Origin of the sequence: Ruegeria sp. R14_0 (assembly GCF_017743975.1) — a bacterium.
Classification (GTDB): Bacteria; Pseudomonadota; Alphaproteobacteria; order Rhodobacterales; family Rhodobacteraceae; genus Ruegeria.
Map to the genome: position 1 here is coordinate 212410 of NZ_JAGHRC010000004.1, position 20925 is coordinate 233334.

The following is a 20925-nucleotide window of genomic DNA, read 5'->3' on the forward strand; positions in this document are numbered from 1 at the left end:
CCGTCCGCCCGATCATTCAATTGCGGTCCAGCCTCAGACCGTTGCGCCCTTGATACGAATGGCCGACCCCAGGCTGCCCGCACAGAGGCCAATGACAACTGCGATCAACAGTTCAAACGTATTGACCTCGGCAAATGATCCATGGGCAAAGATCACGGTTTGCAGCAACGCGACAATGCCCCCCATCAATGCACCCAGCCAGACGCGACGTGTCATCATGCCCAAAGCCAGCCCAAGGATTCCCGGCAGGCTGATGATGTTGGCTCCGACTGTTCCCAGAAATTCCAGCATATCGTGTCCCTTTTAATCTGCGCGCGAGGTCAGGAATGACTTGATGTCGTCGCCGTCTGTTGCAGCGTGGTGTTGCAGCTGACTTGGTGTCTTTCCGGCCAGAGTTTCGATGACTTCCTGATAGCGTTCTTGATGGCCCGGTGGCAGGCTGTGGGCAATGCCTTGGTGGCAATCGATGCAGGTCATGTTTTCGTCGATGGCGCGCTGGTGCTCCGAGGCGGCGCGCGCCTCTTGCAGCGTAAAGTCCATATAGTCGAAGTTGTGACAGTTGCGGCATTCGCGGCTGTCAGACGCCTTCATCTTTTTCCAGACGGCCGTCGCCATGCTCAGACGATGCTCTTCGTATTTTTCGGGCGTGCTGATCGTCCCGACAAGCTCGTGATAGACGTCCTTGACCGCCATGATCTTGGCTTTGATCTTGTGGTTCCATTCGTGCGGCACGTGGCAATCGGAACAGATGGCCCGCACACCCGAGTGGTTGTTGTAGTGGATCGTTTCACGGTATTCGCCGAGGTTGGTTTCCATCGTATGGCAGGAAACGCAGAATTCTTCGGTGTTGGTCAGCTCAAGCGTCCAGTGGAACCCGCCCCAGAACAGGATGCCGGCCAAAAATCCCGCGAGGATCAGAAAGCCAGAGCTAAATGCAACCGCGGGCGTCCAGATCCAGTTCCAGAGGCGGCCAATCCAACCGCGCTTTTCAGGGGAGTCTGCCATGTCGGTGCTCCTTTCAATCTTGCGTTGGATTAATTGCCCGAGGACGGCTGAAAGACGTTTTCAACCAATGGCGGCGCGTCGGCTTGCGGAACGTGGCACTGGTTGCAGAAATAGCGGGTGCCCGCGATGTGATCCAATTCGTTGCCATCGCGATCCAGATAGTGGGTCATCGAAAGGGTCGGTGCGTTGCGTTCCCCGGCCTTGGTCCAATCGTGACAGGACAGGCACTGGTTTGTGCGTGTGTCGATCTGGTATTGCTCGATCGAATGTGGGATCAACGGCGGCTGCTGGCGGTAATTGCGCTGCATGCGTCCTTCGACGTTCTTGTGAACTTTATTAAGGGGGATAAGCTCATCCACTTCGGCCCCGCGCAGGGTTTCGACATTGGCAGATTGCGCAAGAGCGAACCCGCCCAAGAGTAATACGGGAATAAGGGCTAAAAGGCCTGTACGGATTGGCTTGTTCATCTTGGCACTCCCTTAGATAGGTCTGGCTTCGCGCGGATCGGGCGCGGGAACTGGATCGGAAGGCTCGGCGATCTGGTCGTCGAACCGGTGAGTAAATCTGAAGACGTCAACAGCGCAGACGTCGATGCAACGCCCACATGTGGTGCAGTCGGGGGACAGGATCAGGGGCGTTGATCCCGATTTGCCTTTCAGTGCGGGCGAGATGACCTGATTTTCGGGGCAAACTGCATAGCAATCCATGCAGTCATCGCAGGCCGCACGGTTTGCGGCGCTGACCCTCAGCAGGCCCTTTGCACCAATCAGCCCATAGAAGGCGCCGACCGGGCAGATGTGACCGCACCAACCGTGGCGGGCCACAAAAACATCGAAGACAAAGATCGCCACAATCATGGCCCATACGAACCCTGCGCCGAAGATCAGACCGCGGTGTAACATGGTGATCGGGTTAACCAATTCCCACGCAATCACGCCCGTCGCGCCCGAGACGATCAGCACAGTGGCCAATATCCAAAGGCGCGTGCCGCGCTTGGGTTGCCAACCCTTCGGCAGGTCAAGTCGTCTGTGAAGCCAGTTGGCCGCATCGGTGACCGGGTTGATTGGGCAGACCCACGAGCAATAGATGCGCCCACCGATCAGAGCGTATGCGACCAGAACGATCAATCCACCGATCAGCGCGGTCATCTCGGGCCAGTGCCCAGCTACCACGCTTTGCAGCAGGATCAGCGGGTCCGTTAGTGGCAATACGCCCAGTGTCAGAGACCCGGCAAGAGTGCCCTGAACGATCCAAACTCCGAACCACGGCCCCATCAGGAACAGGACAAGAAAGCAAACCTGGCTTGCTCGACGCAACAACAGGTATTTGTGGGCGCGCACCCAGCCTTTCTCGTCGATAGCCTCTTGACCGACCGGGATTTGTGTGCGGGCGCTCATTGTCCGGCCCCCGGCAAATTATAAGTGGGCGCGAAGCCGCCGGGTGTGGTCAGGTTGTCTGTGCCTGGTCCGGGCAGGCGGTCGGGCAAGTCGATGATACCTTCGACGAGGGGGCCGCCTTTGGCCTCTTTCTCTTCCCAGCCCCTGCGGTAGTGATCGGCGCTGCTACCCCGCGCCAGACGGGCAGGCAGAACCTTGATGGCCGCCTCGGGCAAGACACAGCTTTTCTCGCACATGCCGCAGCCCGTGCAGCGATCGGCGTGAACGGTCGGGATGAACATCGCATGATGGCCCGAGCGTTCGTTGTGGGCCGTTTCCAGCGTAATCGCCTCGTCAATCACCGGGCAAACCCGGTAACAGACGTCGCAGCGCAGCCCGAGGAAGTTCAGGCAGTTTTCCTGATCGACCAGAACAGCGACACCCATCTTGGCGTCGTCAATATCATCGAGATCTGGATCAAGCGCGCCAGTAGGGCATGCGGCCACGCAAGGGATGTCGTCACACATTTCGCACGGCACGTCGCGCGCGGTGAAATAGGGTGTTCCGGTTGCCACCGCATCCGACCCCAATTCTGCCAGTTTCAGCGTGTCGTAGGGACAGTCCCGAACGCACAGCCCGCAGCGGATGCATGCCGATAGAAACTCCTTTTCGGGTAGTGCGCCGGGGGGGCGCAATGCCTCGGCCGGCAATGCGCGGGCGTCGCGGGCAAGCCAGGCCAGCAATGACCCGGCGACCACGCAGCCACCCGTCGCCCGCGCCGCATCCTGCAGGAAGCGACGCCTTTGCGGCGAAAGGGGTTTACCTTCGAAGGGCATGGGGACGACCTTTGCCTCGCTAGTCCGTTACGCGCGCTCGACCTTGCAGGCGCATTTCTTGTAGTCGGTCTCTTTCGACAACGGGCAGGTTGCGTCCAGCGTCAGCTTGTTGGTCAACTGGTGCTCGTCGAACCAAGGCATAAAGACCAACCCGCGCGGTACCTTGTTGCGACCGCGGGTCTCGACCCGGCTGGTAACCTCGCCCCGGCGGGTGGACAGAACGATCTCCTGCCCGCGGCGCAAACCGCGATCCTTTGCGTCCTCTGGATGCATGTAGACGACAGCGGACGGATAAGCGCGGTGCAGTTCCGGAACGCGGCGTGTCATCGAGCCAGAATGCCAGTGCTCGAGCACGCGACCAGTGGACAGCCACAGATCGTACTCGTCATCCGGAACCTCAGCAGCTGGTTCATAAGGCGCAAAGATGATCTTGGCCTTGCCGTCTTTGTGGCCGTAGAACTTCACGCCCGCGCCTTCGGGCACGTAAGGATCGAAGCCTTCGCGGAAACGATAGAGCGTTTCTTTGCCGTCGACGACCGGCCAGCGCATGCCGCGGGCTTCGTGGTACATCTCGAACGGGGCCAGATCGTGTGCGTGGCCGCGACCGAAATCGGCGTATTCTTCGAACAGCCCTTTCTGCACATAGAAGCCGAAGTGTTCGGCATCGTCGTTATGGAACCCTTCTGCCGTTTCGGACAGCGGGAACTGATCGACCTTGCCGTTGGCATAAAGCACGTCGAACATTGTCTTACCACGGTGCTCGGGCATTTTGGCCAGCAGTTCCTCGCCCCAGACCTCTTCGACGGTGAAGCGCTTGGAAAACTCCATCAATTGCCACAGGTCGGATTTTGCTTCACCCGGTGCCTGTACCTGCTGCCGCCAGAATTGAGTGCGGCGTTCTGCGTTGCCGTAGGCACCTTCCTTTTCAACCCACATGGCGGTGGGCAGGATCAGGTCCGCGGAGACGGCGGTGACCGTCGGGTAAGGGTCGGACACGGTGATGAAGTTGTCCGGGTTGCGATAGCCGGGATAGCCTTCTTCGTTGATATTGGGCGCGGCCTGCATGTTGTTGTTGCATTGCACCCAGTAAGCGTTCAGGTCGCCATCCTTCAACTTGCGGTGCTGTAGCACGGCGTGGAAGCCGGGCTTGGGCGGAATGGTGCCCTCGGGGATGTTCCATGCGGTTTCGCAAATCTTGCGGTGCTCATCATTGGCCACGACCATGTCAGCAGGCAGGCGGTGGGCAAAGGTGCCAACCTCACGCGCGGTGCCGCAGGCCGAGGGCTGGCCGGTCAGCGAGAAGGGCGAGTTGCCGGGTTCGGAGATTTTACCAACCAGAAGGTGCACGTTGTACATCAGCGAATTCACCCACGATCCACGGGTGTGCTGGTTGAAACCCATCGTCCAAAGGCTCATGACCTTGCGGGTCGGGTCGGCATATTGTTGCGCGAGTTTCTCGAGCTTTTCAGCCGGAACACCGGACAGTTCCGAAGTATACTCCAGCGTGTAGGGCGCAACCGCTTCGGCGTATTCCTCAAAGCTGATTGTTTCGAGTTTACCTGAGTCCGGGTTCTCGGCCTCTTGTTGCAATGGGTTGGTCTCACGCAGGCCATAGCCGATGTCGGTCGCGGTCTTTGTGATGTTCACGTGGTTGCGGACGAAGTATTCGTTCACCGCGTTGTTTTGGATAATGTAATTGGCGATGTAGTTCAGGATCGCCAGATCGGTCTGCGGTTCAAACACGATACCATTGTCGGCCAGTTCGAAGGAGCGGTGTTCAAAGGTCGACAGAACGTGCACCTCACAACCCGGCTTTGTCAGGCGCGTATCGGTCAGGCGCGACCACAGGATCGGGTGCATTTCGGCCATGTTCGAGCCCCACAGCACAAAGGTGTCCGCGTGCTCGAGGTCGTCATAACAGCCCATCGGCTCATCAATGCCAAAGGTGCGCATAAAGCCCACCACGGCCGAGGCCATGCAGTGGCGCGCGTTGGGGTCAATGTTGTTCGATCGGAAACCTGCCTTCATCAACTTGGAGGCAGCGTAGCCTTCCCAGACGGTCCACTGACCGGACCCGAACATGCCGACGCTGGTCGGACCTTTCTTGGCCAGAGCCTCTTTCCACTTGGCGGCCATGATATCAAAAGCCTCGTCCCAGCTGACGGGCTCGAACTCGCCATTCTTGTCGTATTCGCCATTGGTTTTGCGCAGCAAAGGTGTCGTCAGGCGGTCCTTGCCATACATGATTTTGGACAGGAAATAGCCCTTGATGCAGTTCAGGCCCCGGTTCACAGGCGCATCAGGGTCGCCTTGAGTTGCGACAACGCGACCATCTTTTGTGCCAACAAGAACGGAACAACCAGTGCCACAGAAACGGCACGCGGCCTTGTCCCAGCGGATATCTGGCACACCAACCTGGGCACTGGCCTGACCAGCCGCAAGCGGGATGCCGGCAGCTGACGCCGTTGCTGCGGCTGCTGAGGCCTTTAGAAAAGTCCGACGAGATTCAGAATGTGTCATTGCTTGGGCCTCCGGCTGGTGGTTGGGCTTGGGGCATCGGGCTGCGGATCGGCATCCGCGAGATCCTCGAAATGATGATAGGTAAGAGTCAGTGAGATCACGCCCGGAATTTGGTGCAGTTCCATGATGGTTTCGGACGCAAGTCGGGTAGGGGTGTCCTCGACAACGACAACGAAACGCCCATCTTCCGTTTCGGCGTGTATCTCGACACCTTGTGTATCGTTCATCGCGCGCGCTGCGGCGCTGGCGTGGTCAGGGGCGACATGGGCAAGGCAACCGCAGATGTTCATTGAAGGGCTTCCATTTGAGCTTCGGGTTGACGTTCAAGGGCAATTGCGTCGGCAGGGCACAGGCCTGGGCAAATCCCGCACCCGTTGCACAGGGCGGCGTCCAGCCTGGGTTCTGCGCGCCCCCCGGTCAGCAGTGTGAATCGGATCGCGTTTTGTTCGCAGTTGTCCTGGCAAATGCGGCAGCTTACCCCGTTCATGGACAGACAACTCTCGGGCTTCAGCGCAGCCCGCCACGGCCAGTCAGACAGGCGGTCGATGTTTAGTGCATCCGTTGGGCAGGTCTGCGCGCAATCTCCGCAGAATGTGCAGGGGTCATCGGTGGGTTGAAATCGGGGGAAGCCATCAGCACCAATGGCGATTACATCTTCGGGGCAAACCTCTGCGCAGTCACCGCATCTTGTACACAACTGGGGAAAGCTATGATCAATCGCACCCGGAGGTCTGGCAATTGGACCAGCCTCTTGTCGAATCCTAGCGCTTAGAAACGCGCGTCGGCTGGTCATTTGTTGCATTGCATGCGACCTGGCTACACTCGATTCCTGTCATCAAGTGTATCGCATACCGCGATCCACATAGGATTTTTTTGATTCAGGTCAATTTCGTGCCTAAAAAATAGGCTTATTGAGAAAATACTTATTCATATAAGTGATTTGTTCCAGTCAACGACGCGGCCGCGCGGTTCGGATCAAAAGGATAAATACAAAAACGGACCCCAGCGATGTGGTCACGATCCCGACCGGCAGCTCCTGCGGCGCAAGTAGAAGGCGGCTCAGAATATCAGAGCCGGTCAGCAATGCGGCACCGACCACGGCAGCAGTTGGGACAAGCTGACGGTGTAGCGGGCCGGCAATCCCTCGTGCGATATGGGGGACCATCAACCCAACAAATCCAATGACCCCGGCAACCGAGACAAAGACCGCTGTCGCAAGCGCCGCCACGAAGAACATTCGAAACCGCAGGCCCTGTACCGGCACACCAAGGGTGCTGGCTGTCAGATCTCCGGTCAGCAGGGCGTCCAGCCACCGGCTGCGGTACATGGCGTAGGCCAGGATCAATGCCAGACCGGCGATGACCAAGGGGAAGGTTTCCCACCGGGCAAGGCCCAGACCGCCCAGCATCCAAAAGATCACCGAATGCGCAGCACGGCTGTCGCCCGCGAAAATGAGGTAGTTGGTGATCGCAGAAAACAAAAACGACACCGCCAGCCCGGCCAGGATCAGTTTTTCAGGCGCGCTGGTGCGCAGTCCATGAACAAGTGCCAACACAATCCCCGAGGCGACAAGACCGCCGCAAAACGCAGCAAGGGGGAGGGTCCAAAAGCCCAGCACATCCCCAGTTACCGTAATTACAAAAACAGCACCCGCCGCTGCGCCAGAGGACAGGCCGAACAGAAAGGGGTCAGCCAGATCGTTGCGCGTCGTCGTTTGCAAGACCACACCGACGATCCCCAATCCCGCACCAATCACGGCGGCGAACAACGCGCGCGGCAGGCGCAGGTCAAACACGATTCGGTGGAGTGGGGACATCTCTCCGTCAACCAAACCGGTTCCAAGCAGGACACCGGTCAGCGCATCCGCGGCAGGGATTGAGGTGGTTCCGTAGACAGTCGAAATCAGCAAGAGGGCGGCCAAAACAGCCGCCCCCAGCAAAAGTGTCAGGCCCAGTCGGCCCATATCAGTTCAGGCCCGGGTGCATGGCCTCGGCCATTTTCGCAATCGCTTCGATGTTTGCCGGTCCGGGGGTCAGCTCCTCATAGCGCAGACCGATCCAGCGTTCGTTTTTGACCGCGTCTGTCTGAGACATCACCGGATGTTCTTGCAGGAACTTGAACGTGTCCGCGGCTCCGTTGCCGGTCTGGTAGTCCAGAAGAACAAGGAATTCGGGGTTCGAGGCGGCGACGGCCTCCCACGAGGTGCGGCCCCAGCTGGTATCCATGTCGTGGGTGACGTTCTCACCACCTGCGGCTGCGATCATTGCGTCAGGGATGGCAAATTTGCCAGCGGTAAACGGCGCGTCGGCAGGGCCATCCAACAGGAAAACGCGCGGTTTCGCCAGATCGGCAGTCTTTGCCTCGATGGCCGCCAATTGTTCTTTCCAGCCGTCGACCAGCGCGTTGGCCTTATCTTCGACATGCATCACCGTGCCCAGACGCAGGACGTCATTGAACAACAGGTCCATGCTGGCCTCGGGGCGGTTTTTGTCCAGATGAACGCAGCTTTCGGTCAGGATCATCGTCTTGATGCCAAACGGCTCAAGCGTGTCCGGGGTCACATCGCCGCCGGGCTTCATGCCATAGTACCAACCGGCAAAGAACAGGTCAGGCTCGACCGCGACCAGATTTTCCACGGTCGGGTATTTCGGGGCCAGCTCGGGGATGTCACCGCGCAGCGTATCGAATTCTGGGCTGGTCTTGTACCAACCGGTGATGCCGGTGAGGCCGACGATATTGTCCTGCAGACCCAGCGCAAAAGCCATGTCGGTCATGTTCATGTCGTGGACGACCAGCCGCTCGGGCTGTGTTTCAAAGACCAGGGGTTCACCGCAATTGTCGACAGTGATCTCGTGCGCCGTCGCAGTGGTGGCCAAGCCGCCAATCAGGGCTGCGTACCAAAATGTGTTTTTCATGCTCGGTTCCTTAATTTGAGCGTTTGGTTCTTCGGATATCCAGCGCCGGGATCACGCGGCCTTCGTGTTGAAAGCACAGGTAGTCGACACCAAAAGTTTCACGGACCCGTTCTGGGGTCAGAACGTCGGGCACCAGTCCAAATCCGGTCAGGTGCGCGGATTTCATCAAGGCGACATGAGTGGCGAATTCCGGGATCATGACCAGATCGTGGACGATCATGACCACCGTGATGCCAAGCTCAGCCACCAGCGACAGCATCCGGCCTTTGGCGTCCGGGTCGAGGTGGTTGGTGGGCTCGTCCAGAAAAAGCAGGGACGGGTTCTGCGCCAGTGCCCGCGCAATATGCGCGCGCTGGCGTTCGCCGCCTGACAGCACGCCCATTCGCTTGTCTTCCAGGGTGCTCAGGCCGGTCAGTTGCAGAATGCGGTCCAGTTCTGCGGCATGCTCATTGGCAGATCGATCTGCTCGGATCGGAATTTGACCCAGCGCCACATAGTCCCGCAGGAACAAGCGTCCGTCAGGCGTTTCCTGCTGACCAACGACTGCAATCATGCGCGCGCGATCCACGGCAGATAGTTGCCTCAGACTGCGCCCTTTCAAAAGGACGTCGCCCAGCACGATCTCTTCGATCCCACACAGCAGATTGAGCAATGTCGTTTTGCCCGCCCCGTTTGGACCGGCAATCGCCAGGATCGCGCCCTCTTCCAGATCGAAATTGATGTCTTTCAACAGGATGTCGCCGTTCAGCGCGTAGTATTCCAGCCCGTGCGCTTCAAGGAAAGTCATAGGCTGTCCTCCTGCGGGATCCGCGGTAGTCGTGCGAGCGTTTTGTCGTACAACGCGCGCGGTCGTTGGGTCGCGTTTGTCCAGCCATCTTCGGTGTCGCGGTACTGGCCGGCAAATTCAACCAAAGCCTCCACGTCCTGGTCTGACAGGATGTCACCGAACAGGTATTGCGCTTTGCCTTCTGCCTGAAAGCCAACAGTCGTGGGCCGTTCGCAGCCTGCCATGCAGTTCACCCTGCGAATTTCAAAGTCAGCAGGTAGCTTCTGCGCAAGCGCTTGGTGCATTGCTTCTGCACGAATATCACCTTCGCAGGTTTCACAGATAAGTAGAAAATGATCGGGTTTAATTTGCATTTCTCGCTCCGCTTACCGCCGAGTCGAGCGAAATGCAATGTTATAACGTCTCAGACGTTTCATATCGCCTCCTTCCAGGACGCCCCGCCCTGGGTTGGTTGAACACTTGATGGCAGGTCTCCTGACTTGCGGGTCATGGCTTGGCCAACCTTCCCGGCCCTTTTGGCCAGTGGATATTTTGGCGTCGCTTACCGCTTACAGTTGCGGGGGCAGTCACGGACTTGGCGCCTGTCGGCAACCTCACCGTATTCCCTTTTCATCCCTTGGCGAACCAGAGGGAACCATCGTGGATGATGAGTGCCTGAGTTCAGAATTTGGGTCAAGAATAAACCTGCGTGCGCCAGGACACGCCTGCGCGATGCGGTCTGCCGCATCAGTGTCACAGACCTCTGCTAGGCCATGTGACGCGGTATCACAGGCGTGGTTGTATCGGGGCTAACCAATTGTCATTCGCAAAGAACTTGAATACGCTGCAGCGCAGAAAAGCTGGAAGTCGAGGAAAGTGATCAACACGATCCAGGGCCAGAGACCTGGCCACGAGCATTGACATCATCATTCAAAAACCAAAGCCAAACATCATGAAGATTGAAGAAAACCGAACATATTCGCAGGTCAAAGTCGGCGACACGGCGCAGGTTACTCGTTTGTGCACGGTGGATGATCTGTACGCCTTTGCCTCGGCCTCGGGGGATCACAATCCGTTGCATTTGGCGGTCTATGACGGTGACGGTGACGGCCGCCCTGAGGCCGTAGCACCCGCCCTTTGGCCTGCCGGTCTGGTCGCTGCAGTGATTGGAAACATCCTGCCGGGCGCGGGGACGCAAACGCGCCGCGCAGACCTAAGCTTTCACGCGCCGGTTCTTGCGGGCGAGGAACTGACAGCCTTTGTTTCGGTACTGGACAAGCGTGAAGACGGTGATGTGACCTTGTCAGCCGAAGTGCGTCGGATCGGGGATGATGCATTGATCCTGAGTGGGACGGTTCAGGTCACTCCGCCCACCCAGCATTTGACCTTCGACTCGGTCGAAGTGCCGGGACTCATCGTGCAAAGGCACCAGCATTTCGATGCCCTTCTGGAAAAAGCGCGGCCATTGGATCCGATGCCGACCGCCGTCGTTGCACCGGAAGAGCCGAACTCGCTGGGTGGGGCATTGCTGGCGCAGGCCAACAGCATCATTACGCCGATACTGGTGGGCGACCCTGCCAAGATCACCGCTGCCGCGGTCGAGCTTGGTGCAGACCTTTCCGGGGTAGAAATCGTTGCCGCGCAAAGCCACGATGTGGCCGCCCATATCGCCGTCGATTTGGTGGTTGAAGGAAAGGCCCGGATGCTGATGAAAGGGCATTTGCATACGGATGTCCTATTGCGCGCTGCGCTTCGCCGGGAAAAGGGGCTCAGAACCGGGCGGCGTCTGTCGCATGTGTTTGTCATGGACGTTCCGGGCATGTCACGGCCGATCATGGTCACCGATGCTGCCGTGAATATCGCACCCGACCTTGAGACCAAAGCCGACATTGTTCAAAACGCAATCCATCTGGCGCACTCGATTGGTATCGGTCTGCCCAAGGTGGGCGTCCTGTCGGCGGTTGAAACGATCAACCCACATATGCCCTCATCCGTGGATGCCGCTTTACTGTCAAAAATGGCGGAACGCGGTCAGATCACCGGCGGGATCGTTGACGGGCCGCTGGCCATGGACAACGCCGTCGACCTGAATGCGGCGCGGACCAAGGGCATCACATCCGAGGTCGCCGGTGTCGCAGATATCCTGGTGGTTCCGAATATCGAGGCGGGTAATATGGTTGCCAAGCAACTGACCTATATTTCGCATGCCGAAGCTGCTGGTGTCGTTGTTGGCGCGGCTGCACCTATCATCCTGACCTCGCGCGCGGATGATGACGCATCAAGGCTGGCCTCTTGTGCGGTCGCGGCACTCCATGCACTGGAAAACAAGGATGAATTCCGTGGCTGAGCATGTTCTGGCCCTGAATGCCGGGTCTTCATCTTTGAAGTTTGCATTGTATGAATTGCTGGAAGATCGCCGCCCCAGCATGCGATGGCGCGGTCAGATCGAACGACTGGGCGATGCTCCGCGCCTGTTGGCGCAGTCGGCAGGGGGCCGGTCGGTTGACCGGCAACTGTCCGGCACAAAAACACATGATGAGGCCATAAATGCGTTTCTCGAGCTAACCCGCGAATATCTTCCAGACGTTCAGGTTCGGGCTGTCGGTCACCGGGTCGTGCATGGCGGGCCGGTCTATTCGGAACCGGTGGTGGTGGATGAGCGGGTGATTGACACTCTCAGCGGATTTATTCCGTTTGCGCCGTTGCACCAGCCCTACAGCCTTGCCGGGATCCGGGCGGCCAGCGCGGCCTTTCCGGGAACGACTCAGGTCGCGTGTTTTGATACCGCCTTTCACCGCACGCACCCGTGGGTGAATGACACCTTCGCTCTGCCTCAGAGCTTTTACGACAAGGGTGTGCGCAGGTATGGTTTCCACGGGTTGAGCTATGATTACGTTTCGCAAAAGCTAAAGGAAATCGCGCCTGGTCTCTATGACGGGCGCGTTGTTATTGCGCATCTTGGGAATGGCGCGTCGATGTGTGCGGTATCCGGCGGGCGCGCGGTCGCCTCAACCATGGGTTCCTCGGCGTTGGACGGTTTGCCGATGGGAACGCGCAGCGGGCAGCTTGATCCCGGCGTGGTGCTTTACATGATGCAACAAGAAGGGATGTCGGCTGACGAAATCGCCGAGACGTTGTATCGGAAATCCGGCCTGTTGGGGCTGTCCGGGATGTCCTCGGACATGCGCACCTTGCTGGCCGCCGACACGCCCGAAGCGCGAAGAGCAATTGACTACTATGTCTTCCGTATCCGCCGAGAGTTGGGGGCGTTATCTGCGGCGCTGGAAGGCATCGACGCTTTGGTCTTCACCGGTGGCATCGGCGAAAATGCGGCCCGTATCCGTCAGATGGTGTGCGAAGGCATGCGCTGGATCGGGATTGAGATGGACCCCAACCGAAACGCTGACAATGGCACGGTTCTGTCCACAGATTTCAGCCGCGTTCGCATTCTGGCCATTCCGACGAACGAAGAGATGGTAATAGCCCGCGCAGCGGCCAGGTTGAGCTAGGTCCTGTCAATCCGATTTGTTGCGTCCCTGTCGTGCGTATTTGAGGACGATCCTGAGAACCGTACTAATAATGTCCGGGGACAAAACGCCGATTGGGTCCCGCCGCAGGCCCTCGAGCGTTTTGCGCGCTTCGGCCATGTTTTCGCTGACCTCGTCCTCGATGTCTTGCAGTGCAAGGTCCCGTAATTCGATAACTGCAGACGTATCGCTGTCGGCGGACATTGAATTGGCGACCACGGCAAGCAGAACTGCCAGGATCAGGTTAGTCCCGGCCATGATCATTGCGGCTGAGGATTTGGTCATTGTCTCGGCCAGCCAGAAGAAACCGGCCACGTTCAGCATGATGATGGCCAGCCCGACGGCGAGTCCAGCGGCGGCAAACAGTCCCGTGCGCTTGGCAGCAACCGCCAGTTGCCGACGAGCGATCAGCCGTTCAGCGCGTAGGATGGTCGAAATGTTGCGAGAAATGCGACTCATATGCGGGCTCCTACCGGGAACGTCCTAGAAGATAACCAACCGCAAAGATGCCAAGGGCGAAGAGGATCGGCTTTTTGTGCGGAAACTCCTCTAGCTCGGTCATGACATCCTCAAGTTGCGCGGACCATGCTTCAAGGTTTTCTACCAAACCTTCGGGTTCTATGTCTGCCTCTTGAGATTCGTTTGCAGTCTGCTCTTTGGCTTGTTCGGCCAACTGGCGGCGCAGGTCTGCCACTTCGGCCTCTAGCTGTGCTTTGGTTACCATTCCTGTCGTCCCTTGAAGGCCGCGTAGCATTAGGTGTGCGACTTTTTCCTTTGTCACACACCATGTTACTTCGATCTTTTGCGTTCGGGAAAGGGGGGTACGCCGAATTAGGTTTCAAACCGTCGCCTGGCACCAGACGCAGTCGTGATCGGACAGGGGCGTCCCTTCGTCGGAAATCGAGGTTAAAACGCCCGTGTCACGGCAAGTCAAATCGCGACCGGCAAGCCAATCCAGCTTCATCACTCGGTCGGGGTGAGGCGTGATCAGGCTGGGGCGTGTGGTTGTTCCCGGCGCAGTAAAGGCCCACGAATATCCACGCTCTTCGGCCAGTGTGAACAACGTTTCCCGCTGCCAGTTAAAATCCGGCGGCAGATGGTTGCCGGTGTTCAGATCCCCGCCAATCATTACAGGCAAACCCGGGGCAAAAGCGTCGATTGCGTCCATCAGGCAATCGAACTGCTGATGTCGGTGGGCCGCGTCTGCATTGCTTTCCAAATGGGTCGAGACGAAACAAATAGGCCCTTTGACCCCCGGAACGATTGCGGCGATAGCGTTGCGACCGCCGACGCGCGGCTGATCGGGGTCCGCGGCACCTGCGTCGGCAGAGAACCAGTGGCCATGGTCATCCAGTCGGATCAGAGCCGTGCGTTCAAACGGGACGGAAGACAGGATTGCATTGCCGTGCCAGCCAAGCGTGTTGAAGCTGTCGGCGCAGAATGCGCGCTCGGTCGGGCCACCAAGATCAAGCTCATGAAACTCCACTCCGAACGCGTAGGCCATGCCCAGCTCAGCGGCGACCACTTCGGTGGTATGTCGCTGAGCCGTACGAGCCATACCGTGGTCGACCTCGGACAGCAGCACGACATCCGGTGATAATTTTGACAGATGAGCCGCCGTCGCCTCGGGAAACAGACAGCGTTCCACGTTCCACGCGGCAACGGTGAAGTCTTCGGCCAGCTGCTCGGTTCTGGCTGCGCCGCCCAATTGCACGGCGTTCATCGCAGGAAGCTCTGCAAGCAACTTTCGATGAGATTGCGCAGTGCGAGGGGCGGCAAGAATGCTGCCCCGCTGATCGTCCGTGACGGCGGGAAATTCTGTAACAGTATGTGTAATCACAGTTTTTGTCCCGTGGCCTTGTCGAACAGCCGCAGTGCTTCAGGCTTGAGGGTTATGCGTGTTTCGCCGGTCTCTGCGGTGTCGTCCTTGCCAATCATCACGGTAAATGGTTGATCAGCGATCGCGCCATGCAGCAGGCGATGGGCGCCCAGCTCTTCCAGAATGTCCACGCGGAAGGTGACGCTACCCCGATCGTCCAGAACCACATCCTCGGGCCGGATACCCATGGTAACCGAACCAGCATACGTCTCGGGCACGGGCAACAGCTGGTCATAGCCGTTGATCCGAACCTGGCCCTGACCCATTTCGGCCTCGATCAGGTTCATCGGTGGTGCCCCCATGAAGGAGGCGACGAAGGTTGAGGCCGGGTTGTGATAGATCTCGGACGGAGTGCCGATCTGTTCGATTTTACCCGCGTTCAGAACTATAATACGGTCTGCCATGGTCATCGCTTCGACCTGATCGTGGGTCACGTAGACTGCCGTAGTTCCAAGCCGACGTTGCAGGGCTTTGATCTCGATCCGCATTTGATTGCGCAGCTTGGCGTCAAGGTTCGACAGCGGCTCATCAAACAGGAAAAGCGCCGGGTCCCGTACGACAGCCCGCCCCATAGCGACGCGCTGGCGTTGACCGCCCGACAGCTGGGCTGGTTTGCGGTCCAGATACTCGGCCAGATTCAGCATCTTGGCGGCGTCTTCGACCTTGGCCGCAATCTCGGCCGTCGGGGTGCCGCGGTTTTTCAAACCGTAGCCGATGTTCTTGCGAACCGTCATATGCGGATACAAAGCGTAGTTCTGAAAGACCATCGCGATGTCCCGATCCGCGGGGTCCACATCGTTGACCACCCGGTCGCCGATCTTCAGCGTCCCTTCGGTGATATCCTCCAGCCCTGCTATCATTCGCAGCAGTGTGGACTTGCCACAGCCCGAGGGGCCGACCAGAACGACGAACTCGCCGTCCTGAATGGTGAAACTGGTGGTCTCAACCGCCTGAAAGCCGTTGGGATAGACCTTGCGGATGCCCTCTAATGAAACCTGAGCCATGCGCGTATTCCTTATTTGTCGGATTCTGTGAGGCCCTTGACGAACCAGTTCTGGAAAAAGACGACGATTGCCACCGGTGGGATCATCGCAACGATCGCCAGCGCCAAGGCCTGTCCATGTTCCGGGATCTGACTGTCGGTATAGGACAGCACGATCTGCTTGATGCCCCGGACCAAAGTGAAAAAGCTCTCGTCCGTGGTGATCAGCGTTGGCCATAGGTACTGGTTCCAGCCAAAGACAAACATGATGATGAAGATCGCTGCGATCATCGTTCGGCTAAGCGGGACAAGGATGTCGATGAAGAACTTCCACGGACCTGCGCCGTCAATCCGGGCGGCCTCGGCCAGTTCCTCGGGGACGGACATGAAGAACTGACGGAAGAAAAACGTTCCCGTCGCCGAAGCGATCAGCGGGACGATCAGGCCGGTATAGGTGTTCGTCAGGCCGAGCTTCTGGATCGCTTCGTAGGACGGCAGGATGCGCACCTCGAGCGGTAGCAGCAGGGTGGTGAAGATCACCCAAAAAGCCAGCGTAGCAAAGCGCAGGCGGAAATAGACGATGGCATAGGCGGCCATCATCGAGATAACGATTTTGCCCACCGCAAAACCGATGCCCAAAATGAACGAGTTCATCAGCATCAGCGTGCCGTCGACCGTCTGGGTAAAGCCGCCCTTTTCGAACATTGCGGCGTTGAAGTTCTTGCCCAGATCGTCGCCCAGCGTCAGTTGCAGCCCTTCGCGGTGGATCGTCACGGCATCATGGCTTGCCGTAGTCAGTGCCAGGAGGGGGGGCAACATCATCAGTAGTGAGCCCAAGATCAGGACGGTGTGATCTCCGATCGTCGCCCATTTGATCTTGCGGCGGGGGCGGGTGACTGCGGGTGTTTCAAGGGTTGTATCAGCCATTCTCAGCCCCCTCAGGTATAGTGAATCCGGCGTTCAACCAGCCGGAACTGAAAGACGGTCAGGATCAGGACAAGCACCATCAGAACAACGGACTGCGCCGAAGAACCGCCCAGATCGTTGCCGCGGAACCCGTCCAGATAGACCTTGTAGACCAGTGTCATCGGGTTGTTGCCGGGCTCGCCTTTCATCAGCGCGTCAATGATGCCGAACGTATCAAACAGGGCGTAGGTGATGTTGATGATCAGCAGGAAAAACGCGGTCGGGGCCAGCAACGGGAAAGTCACCTGCCAGAACCGTCCGGTGGCCGATCGATTGTCGATCATCGCCGCCTCGCGCACCGAGCGCGGGATGGATTGCAAGCCGGACAGAAAGAATATGAAGTTCACCGGGATTTGCTTCCACACAGCAACAATTACCATTGCTGTCGCGGTGGCGTTATAGTCCACGCCCAGTTTGAAGTCCCATCCAAACATCTGAAAGAACTTGGTCATCGGACCGGTGCTTTGATCGAAAAACAGGATACCCAGAAACCCGGCAACCGGTGGTGCGATGGCGTACACCCACATCAGCAACGTGCGATAGGTTTTGGCCCCGCGGATAACCTTGTCGGCTTTGACCGCAAGCAGCAGCGCGATGGCCAAAGACAGGAAAGTAACCAATACTGAATAGATGATCGTGAAACCCGCCACCCGCTTATACTGATCATTGCCCAGCAAGGATGTGTAGTTTTCACCCCCCACAAAGGTCGAGCCAAACCCAAACGGGTCTTGCAGATAGAATGAGGATTGCAAAGCCCATCCTGCGGGCCAGTAGAAGAAGATTGCGATGATCATCAATTGCGGCATCAAGAGTGCCACAGGAAGCCAGATAGTGTCGAAGCCCGCGCGTTTCATGAGTGGTCCATTGCGAGAAAAGAGTGATGGCCGCGCTCAAAAAGCGCGACCATCCTGGGGGTGATCCGGGGCTTAGCCCTGGGTCTTGGAGAAACGTGACAGCAGAGCGTTCGCTTCGGCCTCAATGGTCTTGAACGCGGTTTCCACGTCAGTTTCACCGGTCAGGATACGGCCATACTCGCGGTTCATGATGTCGCGGATCTGAACGTAGAAACCCATGCGGTAACCTTTGGTGTTCTCGCCAGCTTTGTCCTGCAGTTGGTTGACGCCAACTTCGGCAGCAGGGAAGCGGTCATAATGGCCGTCTTTCTTGGCAACTTCATAAGCCGCTTCAGTGATCGGCACATAGCCGGTTTCCTGATGCCAGAAGTACTGAGTCTCGGGCGCGGTCAGGAAATCGAAGAAGGCCGCTGTCGCTTTGTTTTCGTCGTCCGACTTGCCGGACATGGCGAACAGAGCAGCACCGCCGATGAAGGTTTGGGTCGGCTCTGCGACGACAGCTTCCCAATAGGGCAGTTCGGTCGCGCTGAATTCAAAGGGCAGGTCTTTTTGCAGCAGACCACCGAAAGAGCCCGACGAGCCCAGCCACATGGCAACCTTGCCTTCTTCAAACGGTTTGGCGTTATCGCCCCAACCGGTGCCGTACCATTCGAACAGACCGTTTTCTTTCCAGTCGGTTACAGCGGTAAAGTGTGCTTTGATGGCGTCGTTGTTGACCAGGATCTGGGTGTCGTTGCCGTCATAGCCGTTGTTGTTGGTCGCGAACGGCAGGTCGTGGCGCGACATGAAGTTCTCGGTGAAGATCCAGGGCAGGTGCGACTGACTGAGTGCGATGTAGCCTGCGTCTTTCAGAGCCGGAGCGGTGGTCGACTGGAACTCTTCCCAGGTTTTCGGCGGGGTCACGCCTGCGGCTTCCAGAGCGTCGACGTTGTAATACAGGATCGGGGTCGACGAGTTGAAGGGCATGCCGATCATCTTGCCGTCGCTGTCGGCATAGAAGTAGCGAACACCTGCAATGTAATCGTTGATGTCGAATTCGACACCGTTGTTGGCCAGCAGATCCTGAACCGGGATGGTTGCGCCCTTTGCACCGATGACGGTGGCGGCACCTGCGTCGAACACCTGCATGATGTTGGGTTGCTCACCCGCACGGAAAGCGGCGATGCCGGCGGTCAGGGTCTCTTCGTAGCTGCCCTTGTAGACCGGAGTGATCTTGTATTCGTCCTGCGACGCGTTGAAGTCTTCGGCAAGCTTGTTGACGGTTTCACCCAGCTGGCCACCCATGGCGTGCCACCAGGTGATCTCGGTTTCAGCGAAGGCTGCGGTCGCGCTAAAGGCGACGGCGGCAGCTGTTGCACAGAGCTTAAGGTTGGTCATTTCATAACTCCGGTTCAGCACCGGCCCCGTTCTTGGGCTGGCGCGTCAGGTTGCGGGGCATGCGCCCCTTGCAGCAAAAAGGTCAGTCGTAAGCAGGCGATTGCCGCATACGATGCACATGATGTGCACACGTGGGCAGATACGGGGAGTGTGTGACAGTTCGGTGAAGCTTTTGTAGTAATATTGACAAATTGTTCCCAAACAGAGGACAGCTTATGCGTGAGTGATGATCAGAGCAAAACGACACACCGTCCGCGCCGGGTAACGGCGCAAACCGTGGCTGACGCCGCGGGTGTTTCCCGTTCGGCAGTGTCGCGCGCATTTACGCCAGGCGCGTATCTGGATGCAGGTAAACGAAAAAAGATCCACGAAGTTGCTGCCAACATGGGATACCAACCCAACGCTTTGGCGGCGGGGCTCAAGGATGGCCGGTCGCATCTTGTGGCCGTTTTTGTTGGGAATATGCGCAGCGCCTATGACACCGAGTTCGTCATGGCTTTGGTGGGAAAACTCAATGCGCTGAACAAGTGGCCGATTCTGATTGATGGCGCGGATCAAACGACCGAGCAGGCAATTCAGCAGGTGCTGCGATACCCGTTGGACGCTTTGATTCTGCGCGGTGGCAGTATGCAGGGCGAAATCGTAACCCATTGCAGCAAGATCGGTGTTCCCATGATTTCCGCGGGGCGCATCGTCGAGGCCAAGGGCGTGGATAACGTTTGCTGCCGCAACGCCGATGGAACTGGCCTTGCCACCACCGTGTTGATTGAGTCTGGGCGCAAAAGGTTCGGATACATCGGCGGACCAGCACAGTTCTACTCGTCCAATGACCGAAGACAGGGGGTGGAGGACGCGTTGTCCAAGGCCGGGTTGCAGTTGGAGGCCATCGCCGACGGGGATTTCACGGTAGATGCCGGGTTTCAGGCCGCGGCAGCATTGTTGAAAGAACGCAGTCTGGATGCGTTGGTTTGCGCCAATGACGCAACCGCTATAGGCGCATTGGCGGCGGCCCGAGACTTGGGAATCGCCGTGCCCCAAGAGTTGTCGGTTGTCGGGTTTGACGACATTGAAATGGCCGGATGGCCGAGCTTTGATCTCTCGACCGTGTGCAATCCGATCGATGACGCGGTCGAGCGCGTCATCAGCTTGTTGGAACAGCGCCTCGCCAACCCTTCAAAGCGAAGCGAAACAGTTTTGATCGATCCGTATTTCGTGCCGCGCGGGACACACTGAGCAGAGCCTCAGTAGTCAGAGACCAGTAGAAAATCCGGCGCGGTATCCTCTTCGATTGTCGCAAATCGCGGGATTGGGTCTTCGAACACATTGTCGGTTCGGTCATCATTCACCGTTGAAACTTCGCCAATCAGACAGTCGCCCTGTTCGGCCCAAAACGCATGCCAGATACCAGGCATCAGCGTCACGCTTTGACCCGGTTTCAACCGCAGCAGTTCGCCCGGTTGGATGGTCACAGGGCAGCTGTCGCTGGGAACAACCACAGGATTGTCCCGGTCGATACCACCTTCGGGGTCCGAGGCGTAGATCTCCATCACCAGATCACCGCCGCCCCGATTGATGATATCTTCGGCTTTGATGATATGGCGATGCATCGGCGACAGTTGTTTTTCTCGCGAAATCAGCAGCTTTTCCGCGTAGAGCATACCGCGACCCTTATTGAGGTCCTGAACGTCGCCATTTCGCAGAGTGAACAGGAACAGACCAAGCTCATCGAACCGGCCCTGGCCATAATCGGTTATGTCCCAACCGAGCCCGCGGTCACGGATGCCCTGTGCCTGCGCGCTTCGCATCTGATCAGGCGACCAGTTGGCAAAAGGGGGCAGGACAGCGCCGAAAGAGCGGATAAACGCCTCGGCCTCCGTTTTGATGTTATTGATGTCCGATCTTTTCATCTTGGTCCCTCGTCG

Annotated in this window: 23 protein-coding genes and 1 riboswitch; of the genes, 3 read left to right on the forward strand and 20 right to left on the reverse strand. The window is 58.1% G+C overall.

Annotation, left to right across the window (positions count from 1 at the left end; translation table 11 throughout):
• Nucleotides 1-33: 33 nt before the first annotated feature.
• The 12 genes from J7416_RS13310 to J7416_RS13365 form a co-directional block, all read right to left on the reverse strand.
• Nucleotides 34-291, reverse strand: coding sequence for a hypothetical protein (locus J7416_RS13310; RefSeq protein ID WP_209225318.1), 258 nt, complete (start codon nt 289-291; stop codon nt 34-36).
• Nucleotides 292-303: 12 nt separating this feature from the next.
• Entirely contained in the window at nt 304-1005 is a 702-nt protein-coding gene (locus J7416_RS13315) for a NapC/NirT family cytochrome c (protein WP_209225320.1), read from the reverse strand.
• A 29-nt stretch (nt 1006-1034) separates the two neighbouring features.
• Nucleotides 1035-1472: a nitrate reductase cytochrome c-type subunit gene (locus tag J7416_RS13320; RefSeq protein WP_209225322.1), complete on the reverse strand. Its 438-nt coding sequence runs from the start codon at nt 1470-1472 to the stop codon at nt 1035-1037.
• 12 nt (nt 1473-1484) lie between these two features.
• Nucleotides 1485-2402 carry a quinol dehydrogenase ferredoxin subunit NapH gene (napH, locus tag J7416_RS13325; protein ID WP_209225324.1) on the reverse strand — a complete coding sequence of 306 codons (918 nt, stop codon included), beginning with the start codon at nt 2400-2402 and terminating at the stop codon, nt 1485-1487.
• Entirely contained in the window at nt 2399-3217 is an 819-nt protein-coding gene (napG, locus tag J7416_RS13330) for a ferredoxin-type protein NapG (RefSeq protein WP_209225326.1), read from the reverse strand. Before napG ends, napH begins: the two co-directional genes overlap by 4 nt.
• Before the next feature lie 27 nt (nt 3218-3244).
• Nucleotides 3245-5737: a nitrate reductase catalytic subunit NapA gene (gene napA / locus J7416_RS13335; protein WP_209225328.1), complete on the reverse strand. Its 2493-nt coding sequence runs from the start codon at nt 5735-5737 to the stop codon at nt 3245-3247.
• Nucleotides 5734-6027 (reverse strand): chaperone NapD, encoded by a 294-nt coding sequence (locus tag J7416_RS13340; RefSeq protein WP_209225330.1) that lies wholly within the window; start codon nt 6025-6027, stop codon nt 5734-5736. The genes napA and J7416_RS13340 overlap by 4 nt, the downstream gene beginning before the upstream one ends.
• A complete protein-coding gene (locus J7416_RS13345; RefSeq protein WP_209225332.1) occupies nt 6024-6539 on the reverse strand; it encodes a ferredoxin-type protein NapF in 516 nt (171 codons plus the stop codon). Before J7416_RS13345 ends, J7416_RS13340 begins: the two co-directional genes overlap by 4 nt.
• A gap of 147 nt (nt 6540-6686) precedes the next feature.
• Entirely contained in the window at nt 6687-7700 is a 1014-nt protein-coding gene (locus J7416_RS13350; protein ID WP_209225334.1) for an iron ABC transporter permease, read from the reverse strand.
• Nucleotide 7701: 1 nt separating this feature from the next.
• Nucleotides 7702-8652 (reverse strand): ABC transporter substrate-binding protein, encoded by a 951-nt coding sequence (locus tag J7416_RS13355; RefSeq protein ID WP_209225336.1) that lies wholly within the window; start codon nt 8650-8652, stop codon nt 7702-7704.
• Between the two features lie 10 nt (nt 8653-8662).
• On the reverse strand, nt 8663-9439 hold the full coding sequence (locus J7416_RS13360; RefSeq protein ID WP_209225338.1) for an ABC transporter ATP-binding protein: 777 nt from the start codon (nt 9437-9439) through the stop codon (nt 8663-8665).
• The gene (locus J7416_RS13365; protein ID WP_209225340.1) at nt 9436-9792 is read right to left on the reverse strand and encodes a DUF1636 family protein; all 357 of its coding nucleotides are present in this window, start codon (nt 9790-9792) and stop codon (nt 9436-9438) included. The genes J7416_RS13360 and J7416_RS13365 overlap by 4 nt, the downstream gene beginning before the upstream one ends.
• Nucleotides 9793-9885: 93 nt before the next feature.
• Nucleotides 9886-10093: riboswitch (cobalamin riboswitch) on the reverse strand.
• Between the two features lie 277 nt (nt 10094-10370).
• On the opposite strand from J7416_RS13365, the gene J7416_RS13370 reads away from it, so the two are divergent.
• Nucleotides 10371-11765 (forward strand): bifunctional enoyl-CoA hydratase/phosphate acetyltransferase, encoded by a 1395-nt coding sequence (locus tag J7416_RS13370; RefSeq protein ID WP_209225342.1) that lies wholly within the window; start codon nt 10371-10373, stop codon nt 11763-11765.
• The gene (locus tag J7416_RS13375) at nt 11758-12927 is read left to right on the forward strand and encodes an acetate/propionate family kinase (protein WP_348540272.1); all 1170 of its coding nucleotides are present in this window, start codon (nt 11758-11760) and stop codon (nt 12925-12927) included. Before J7416_RS13370 ends, J7416_RS13375 begins: the two co-directional genes overlap by 8 nt.
• A 6-nt stretch (nt 12928-12933) precedes the next feature.
• Here the strand turns inward: J7416_RS13375 and J7416_RS13380 are convergent, their stop codons facing one another.
• The 7 genes from J7416_RS13380 to J7416_RS13410 form a co-directional block, all read right to left on the reverse strand.
• Nucleotides 12934-13404 (reverse strand): phage holin family protein, encoded by a 471-nt coding sequence (locus J7416_RS13380; protein WP_209225346.1) that lies wholly within the window; start codon nt 13402-13404, stop codon nt 12934-12936.
• Nucleotides 13405-13414: 10 nt separating this feature from the next.
• Complete coding sequence (locus J7416_RS13385; RefSeq protein WP_209225348.1) at nt 13415-13669, reverse strand: hypothetical protein; 255 nt, start codon at nt 13667-13669, stop codon at nt 13415-13417.
• A gap of 114 nt (nt 13670-13783) precedes the next feature.
• Nucleotides 13784-14668 carry an endonuclease/exonuclease/phosphatase family protein gene (locus tag J7416_RS13390; protein WP_247744279.1) on the reverse strand — a complete coding sequence of 295 codons (885 nt, stop codon included), beginning with the start codon at nt 14666-14668 and terminating at the stop codon, nt 13784-13786.
• Between the two features lie 113 nt (nt 14669-14781).
• Complete coding sequence (gene ugpC, locus J7416_RS13395; protein ID WP_209225352.1) at nt 14782-15828, reverse strand: sn-glycerol-3-phosphate ABC transporter ATP-binding protein UgpC; 1047 nt, start codon at nt 15826-15828, stop codon at nt 14782-14784.
• An 11-nt stretch (nt 15829-15839) separates the two neighbouring features.
• Complete coding sequence (ugpE, locus tag J7416_RS13400; RefSeq protein WP_209225354.1) at nt 15840-16733, reverse strand: sn-glycerol-3-phosphate ABC transporter permease UgpE; 894 nt, start codon at nt 16731-16733, stop codon at nt 15840-15842.
• Nucleotides 16734-16744: 11 nt separating this feature from the next.
• A complete protein-coding gene (locus tag J7416_RS13405) occupies nt 16745-17626 on the reverse strand; it encodes an ABC transporter permease subunit (RefSeq protein ID WP_170423624.1) in 882 nt (293 codons plus the stop codon).
• Nucleotides 17627-17698: 72 nt separating this feature from the next.
• Nucleotides 17699-19003, reverse strand: a complete 1305-nt coding sequence (locus tag J7416_RS13410) for an extracellular solute-binding protein (protein WP_209225356.1) — start codon at nt 19001-19003, stop codon at nt 17699-17701.
• A gap of 219 nt (nt 19004-19222) precedes the next feature.
• Between J7416_RS13410 and J7416_RS13415 the strand changes: the two genes are divergently transcribed.
• Nucleotides 19223-20236: a LacI family DNA-binding transcriptional regulator gene (locus J7416_RS13415; protein ID WP_209225358.1), complete on the forward strand. Its 1014-nt coding sequence runs from the start codon at nt 19223-19225 to the stop codon at nt 20234-20236.
• Between the two features lie 8 nt (nt 20237-20244).
• Here the strand turns inward: J7416_RS13415 and J7416_RS13420 are convergent, their stop codons facing one another.
• Nucleotides 20245-20910 carry a D-lyxose/D-mannose family sugar isomerase gene (locus J7416_RS13420; RefSeq protein WP_209225360.1) on the reverse strand — a complete coding sequence of 222 codons (666 nt, stop codon included), beginning with the start codon at nt 20908-20910 and terminating at the stop codon, nt 20245-20247.
• Nucleotides 20911-20925 lie beyond the last annotated feature (15 nt).

Excerpts from the sequence above, each read along its gene's own strand:
- J7416_RS13340 (WP_209225330.1), bottom strand. The coding sequence starts at position 6,027 with ATGAACATCTGCGGTTGCCTTGCCCATGTCGCCCCTGACCACGCCAGC.
- napH (WP_209225324.1), bottom strand. The coding sequence starts at position 2,402 with ATGAGCGCCCGCACACAAATCCCGGTCGGTCAAGAGGCTATCGACGAG.
- J7416_RS13310 (WP_209225318.1), bottom strand. The coding sequence starts at position 291 with ATGCTGGAATTTCTGGGAACAGTCGGAGCCAACATCATCAGCCTGCCG.
- J7416_RS13380 (WP_209225346.1), bottom strand. The coding sequence starts at position 13,404 with ATGAGTCGCATTTCTCGCAACATTTCGACCATCCTACGCGCTGAACGG.
- J7416_RS13390 (WP_247744279.1), bottom strand. The coding sequence starts at position 14,668 with ATGAACGCCGTGCAATTGGGCGGCGCAGCCAGAACCGAGCAGCTGGCC.
- J7416_RS13410 (WP_209225356.1), bottom strand. The coding sequence starts at position 19,003 with ATGACCAACCTTAAGCTCTGTGCAACAGCTGCCGCCGTCGCCTTTAGC.
- J7416_RS13370 (WP_209225342.1), top strand. The coding sequence starts at position 10,371 with ATGAAGATTGAAGAAAACCGAACATATTCGCAGGTCAAAGTCGGCGAC.
- ugpE (WP_209225354.1), bottom strand. The coding sequence starts at position 16,733 with ATGGCTGATACAACCCTTGAAACACCCGCAGTCACCCGCCCCCGCCGC.
- J7416_RS13365 (WP_209225340.1), bottom strand. The coding sequence starts at position 9,792 with ATGCAAATTAAACCCGATCATTTTCTACTTATCTGTGAAACCTGCGAA.
- J7416_RS13360 (WP_209225338.1), bottom strand. The coding sequence starts at position 9,439 with ATGACTTTCCTTGAAGCGCACGGGCTGGAATACTACGCGCTGAACGGC.
- J7416_RS13420 (WP_209225360.1), bottom strand. The coding sequence starts at position 20,910 with ATGAAAAGATCGGACATCAATAACATCAAAACGGAGGCCGAGGCGTTT.
- J7416_RS13355 (WP_209225336.1), bottom strand. The coding sequence starts at position 8,652 with ATGAAAAACACATTTTGGTACGCAGCCCTGATTGGCGGCTTGGCCACC.
- napA (WP_209225328.1), bottom strand. The coding sequence starts at position 5,737 with ATGACACATTCTGAATCTCGTCGGACTTTTCTAAAGGCCTCAGCAGCC.
- J7416_RS13385 (WP_209225348.1), bottom strand. The coding sequence starts at position 13,669 with ATGGTAACCAAAGCACAGCTAGAGGCCGAAGTGGCAGACCTGCGCCGC.
- J7416_RS13315 (WP_209225320.1), bottom strand. The coding sequence starts at position 1,005 with ATGGCAGACTCCCCTGAAAAGCGCGGTTGGATTGGCCGCCTCTGGAAC.
- ugpC (WP_209225352.1), bottom strand. The coding sequence starts at position 15,828 with ATGGCTCAGGTTTCATTAGAGGGCATCCGCAAGGTCTATCCCAACGGC.
- J7416_RS13350 (WP_209225334.1), bottom strand. The coding sequence starts at position 7,700 with ATGGGCCGACTGGGCCTGACACTTTTGCTGGGGGCGGCTGTTTTGGCC.
- napG (WP_209225326.1), bottom strand. The coding sequence starts at position 3,217 with ATGCCCTTCGAAGGTAAACCCCTTTCGCCGCAAAGGCGTCGCTTCCTG.
- J7416_RS13405 (WP_170423624.1), bottom strand. The coding sequence starts at position 17,626 with ATGAAACGCGCGGGCTTCGACACTATCTGGCTTCCTGTGGCACTCTTG.
- J7416_RS13320 (WP_209225322.1), bottom strand. The coding sequence starts at position 1,472 with ATGAACAAGCCAATCCGTACAGGCCTTTTAGCCCTTATTCCCGTATTA.
- J7416_RS13345 (WP_209225332.1), bottom strand. The coding sequence starts at position 6,539 with ATGCAACAAATGACCAGCCGACGCGCGTTTCTAAGCGCTAGGATTCGA.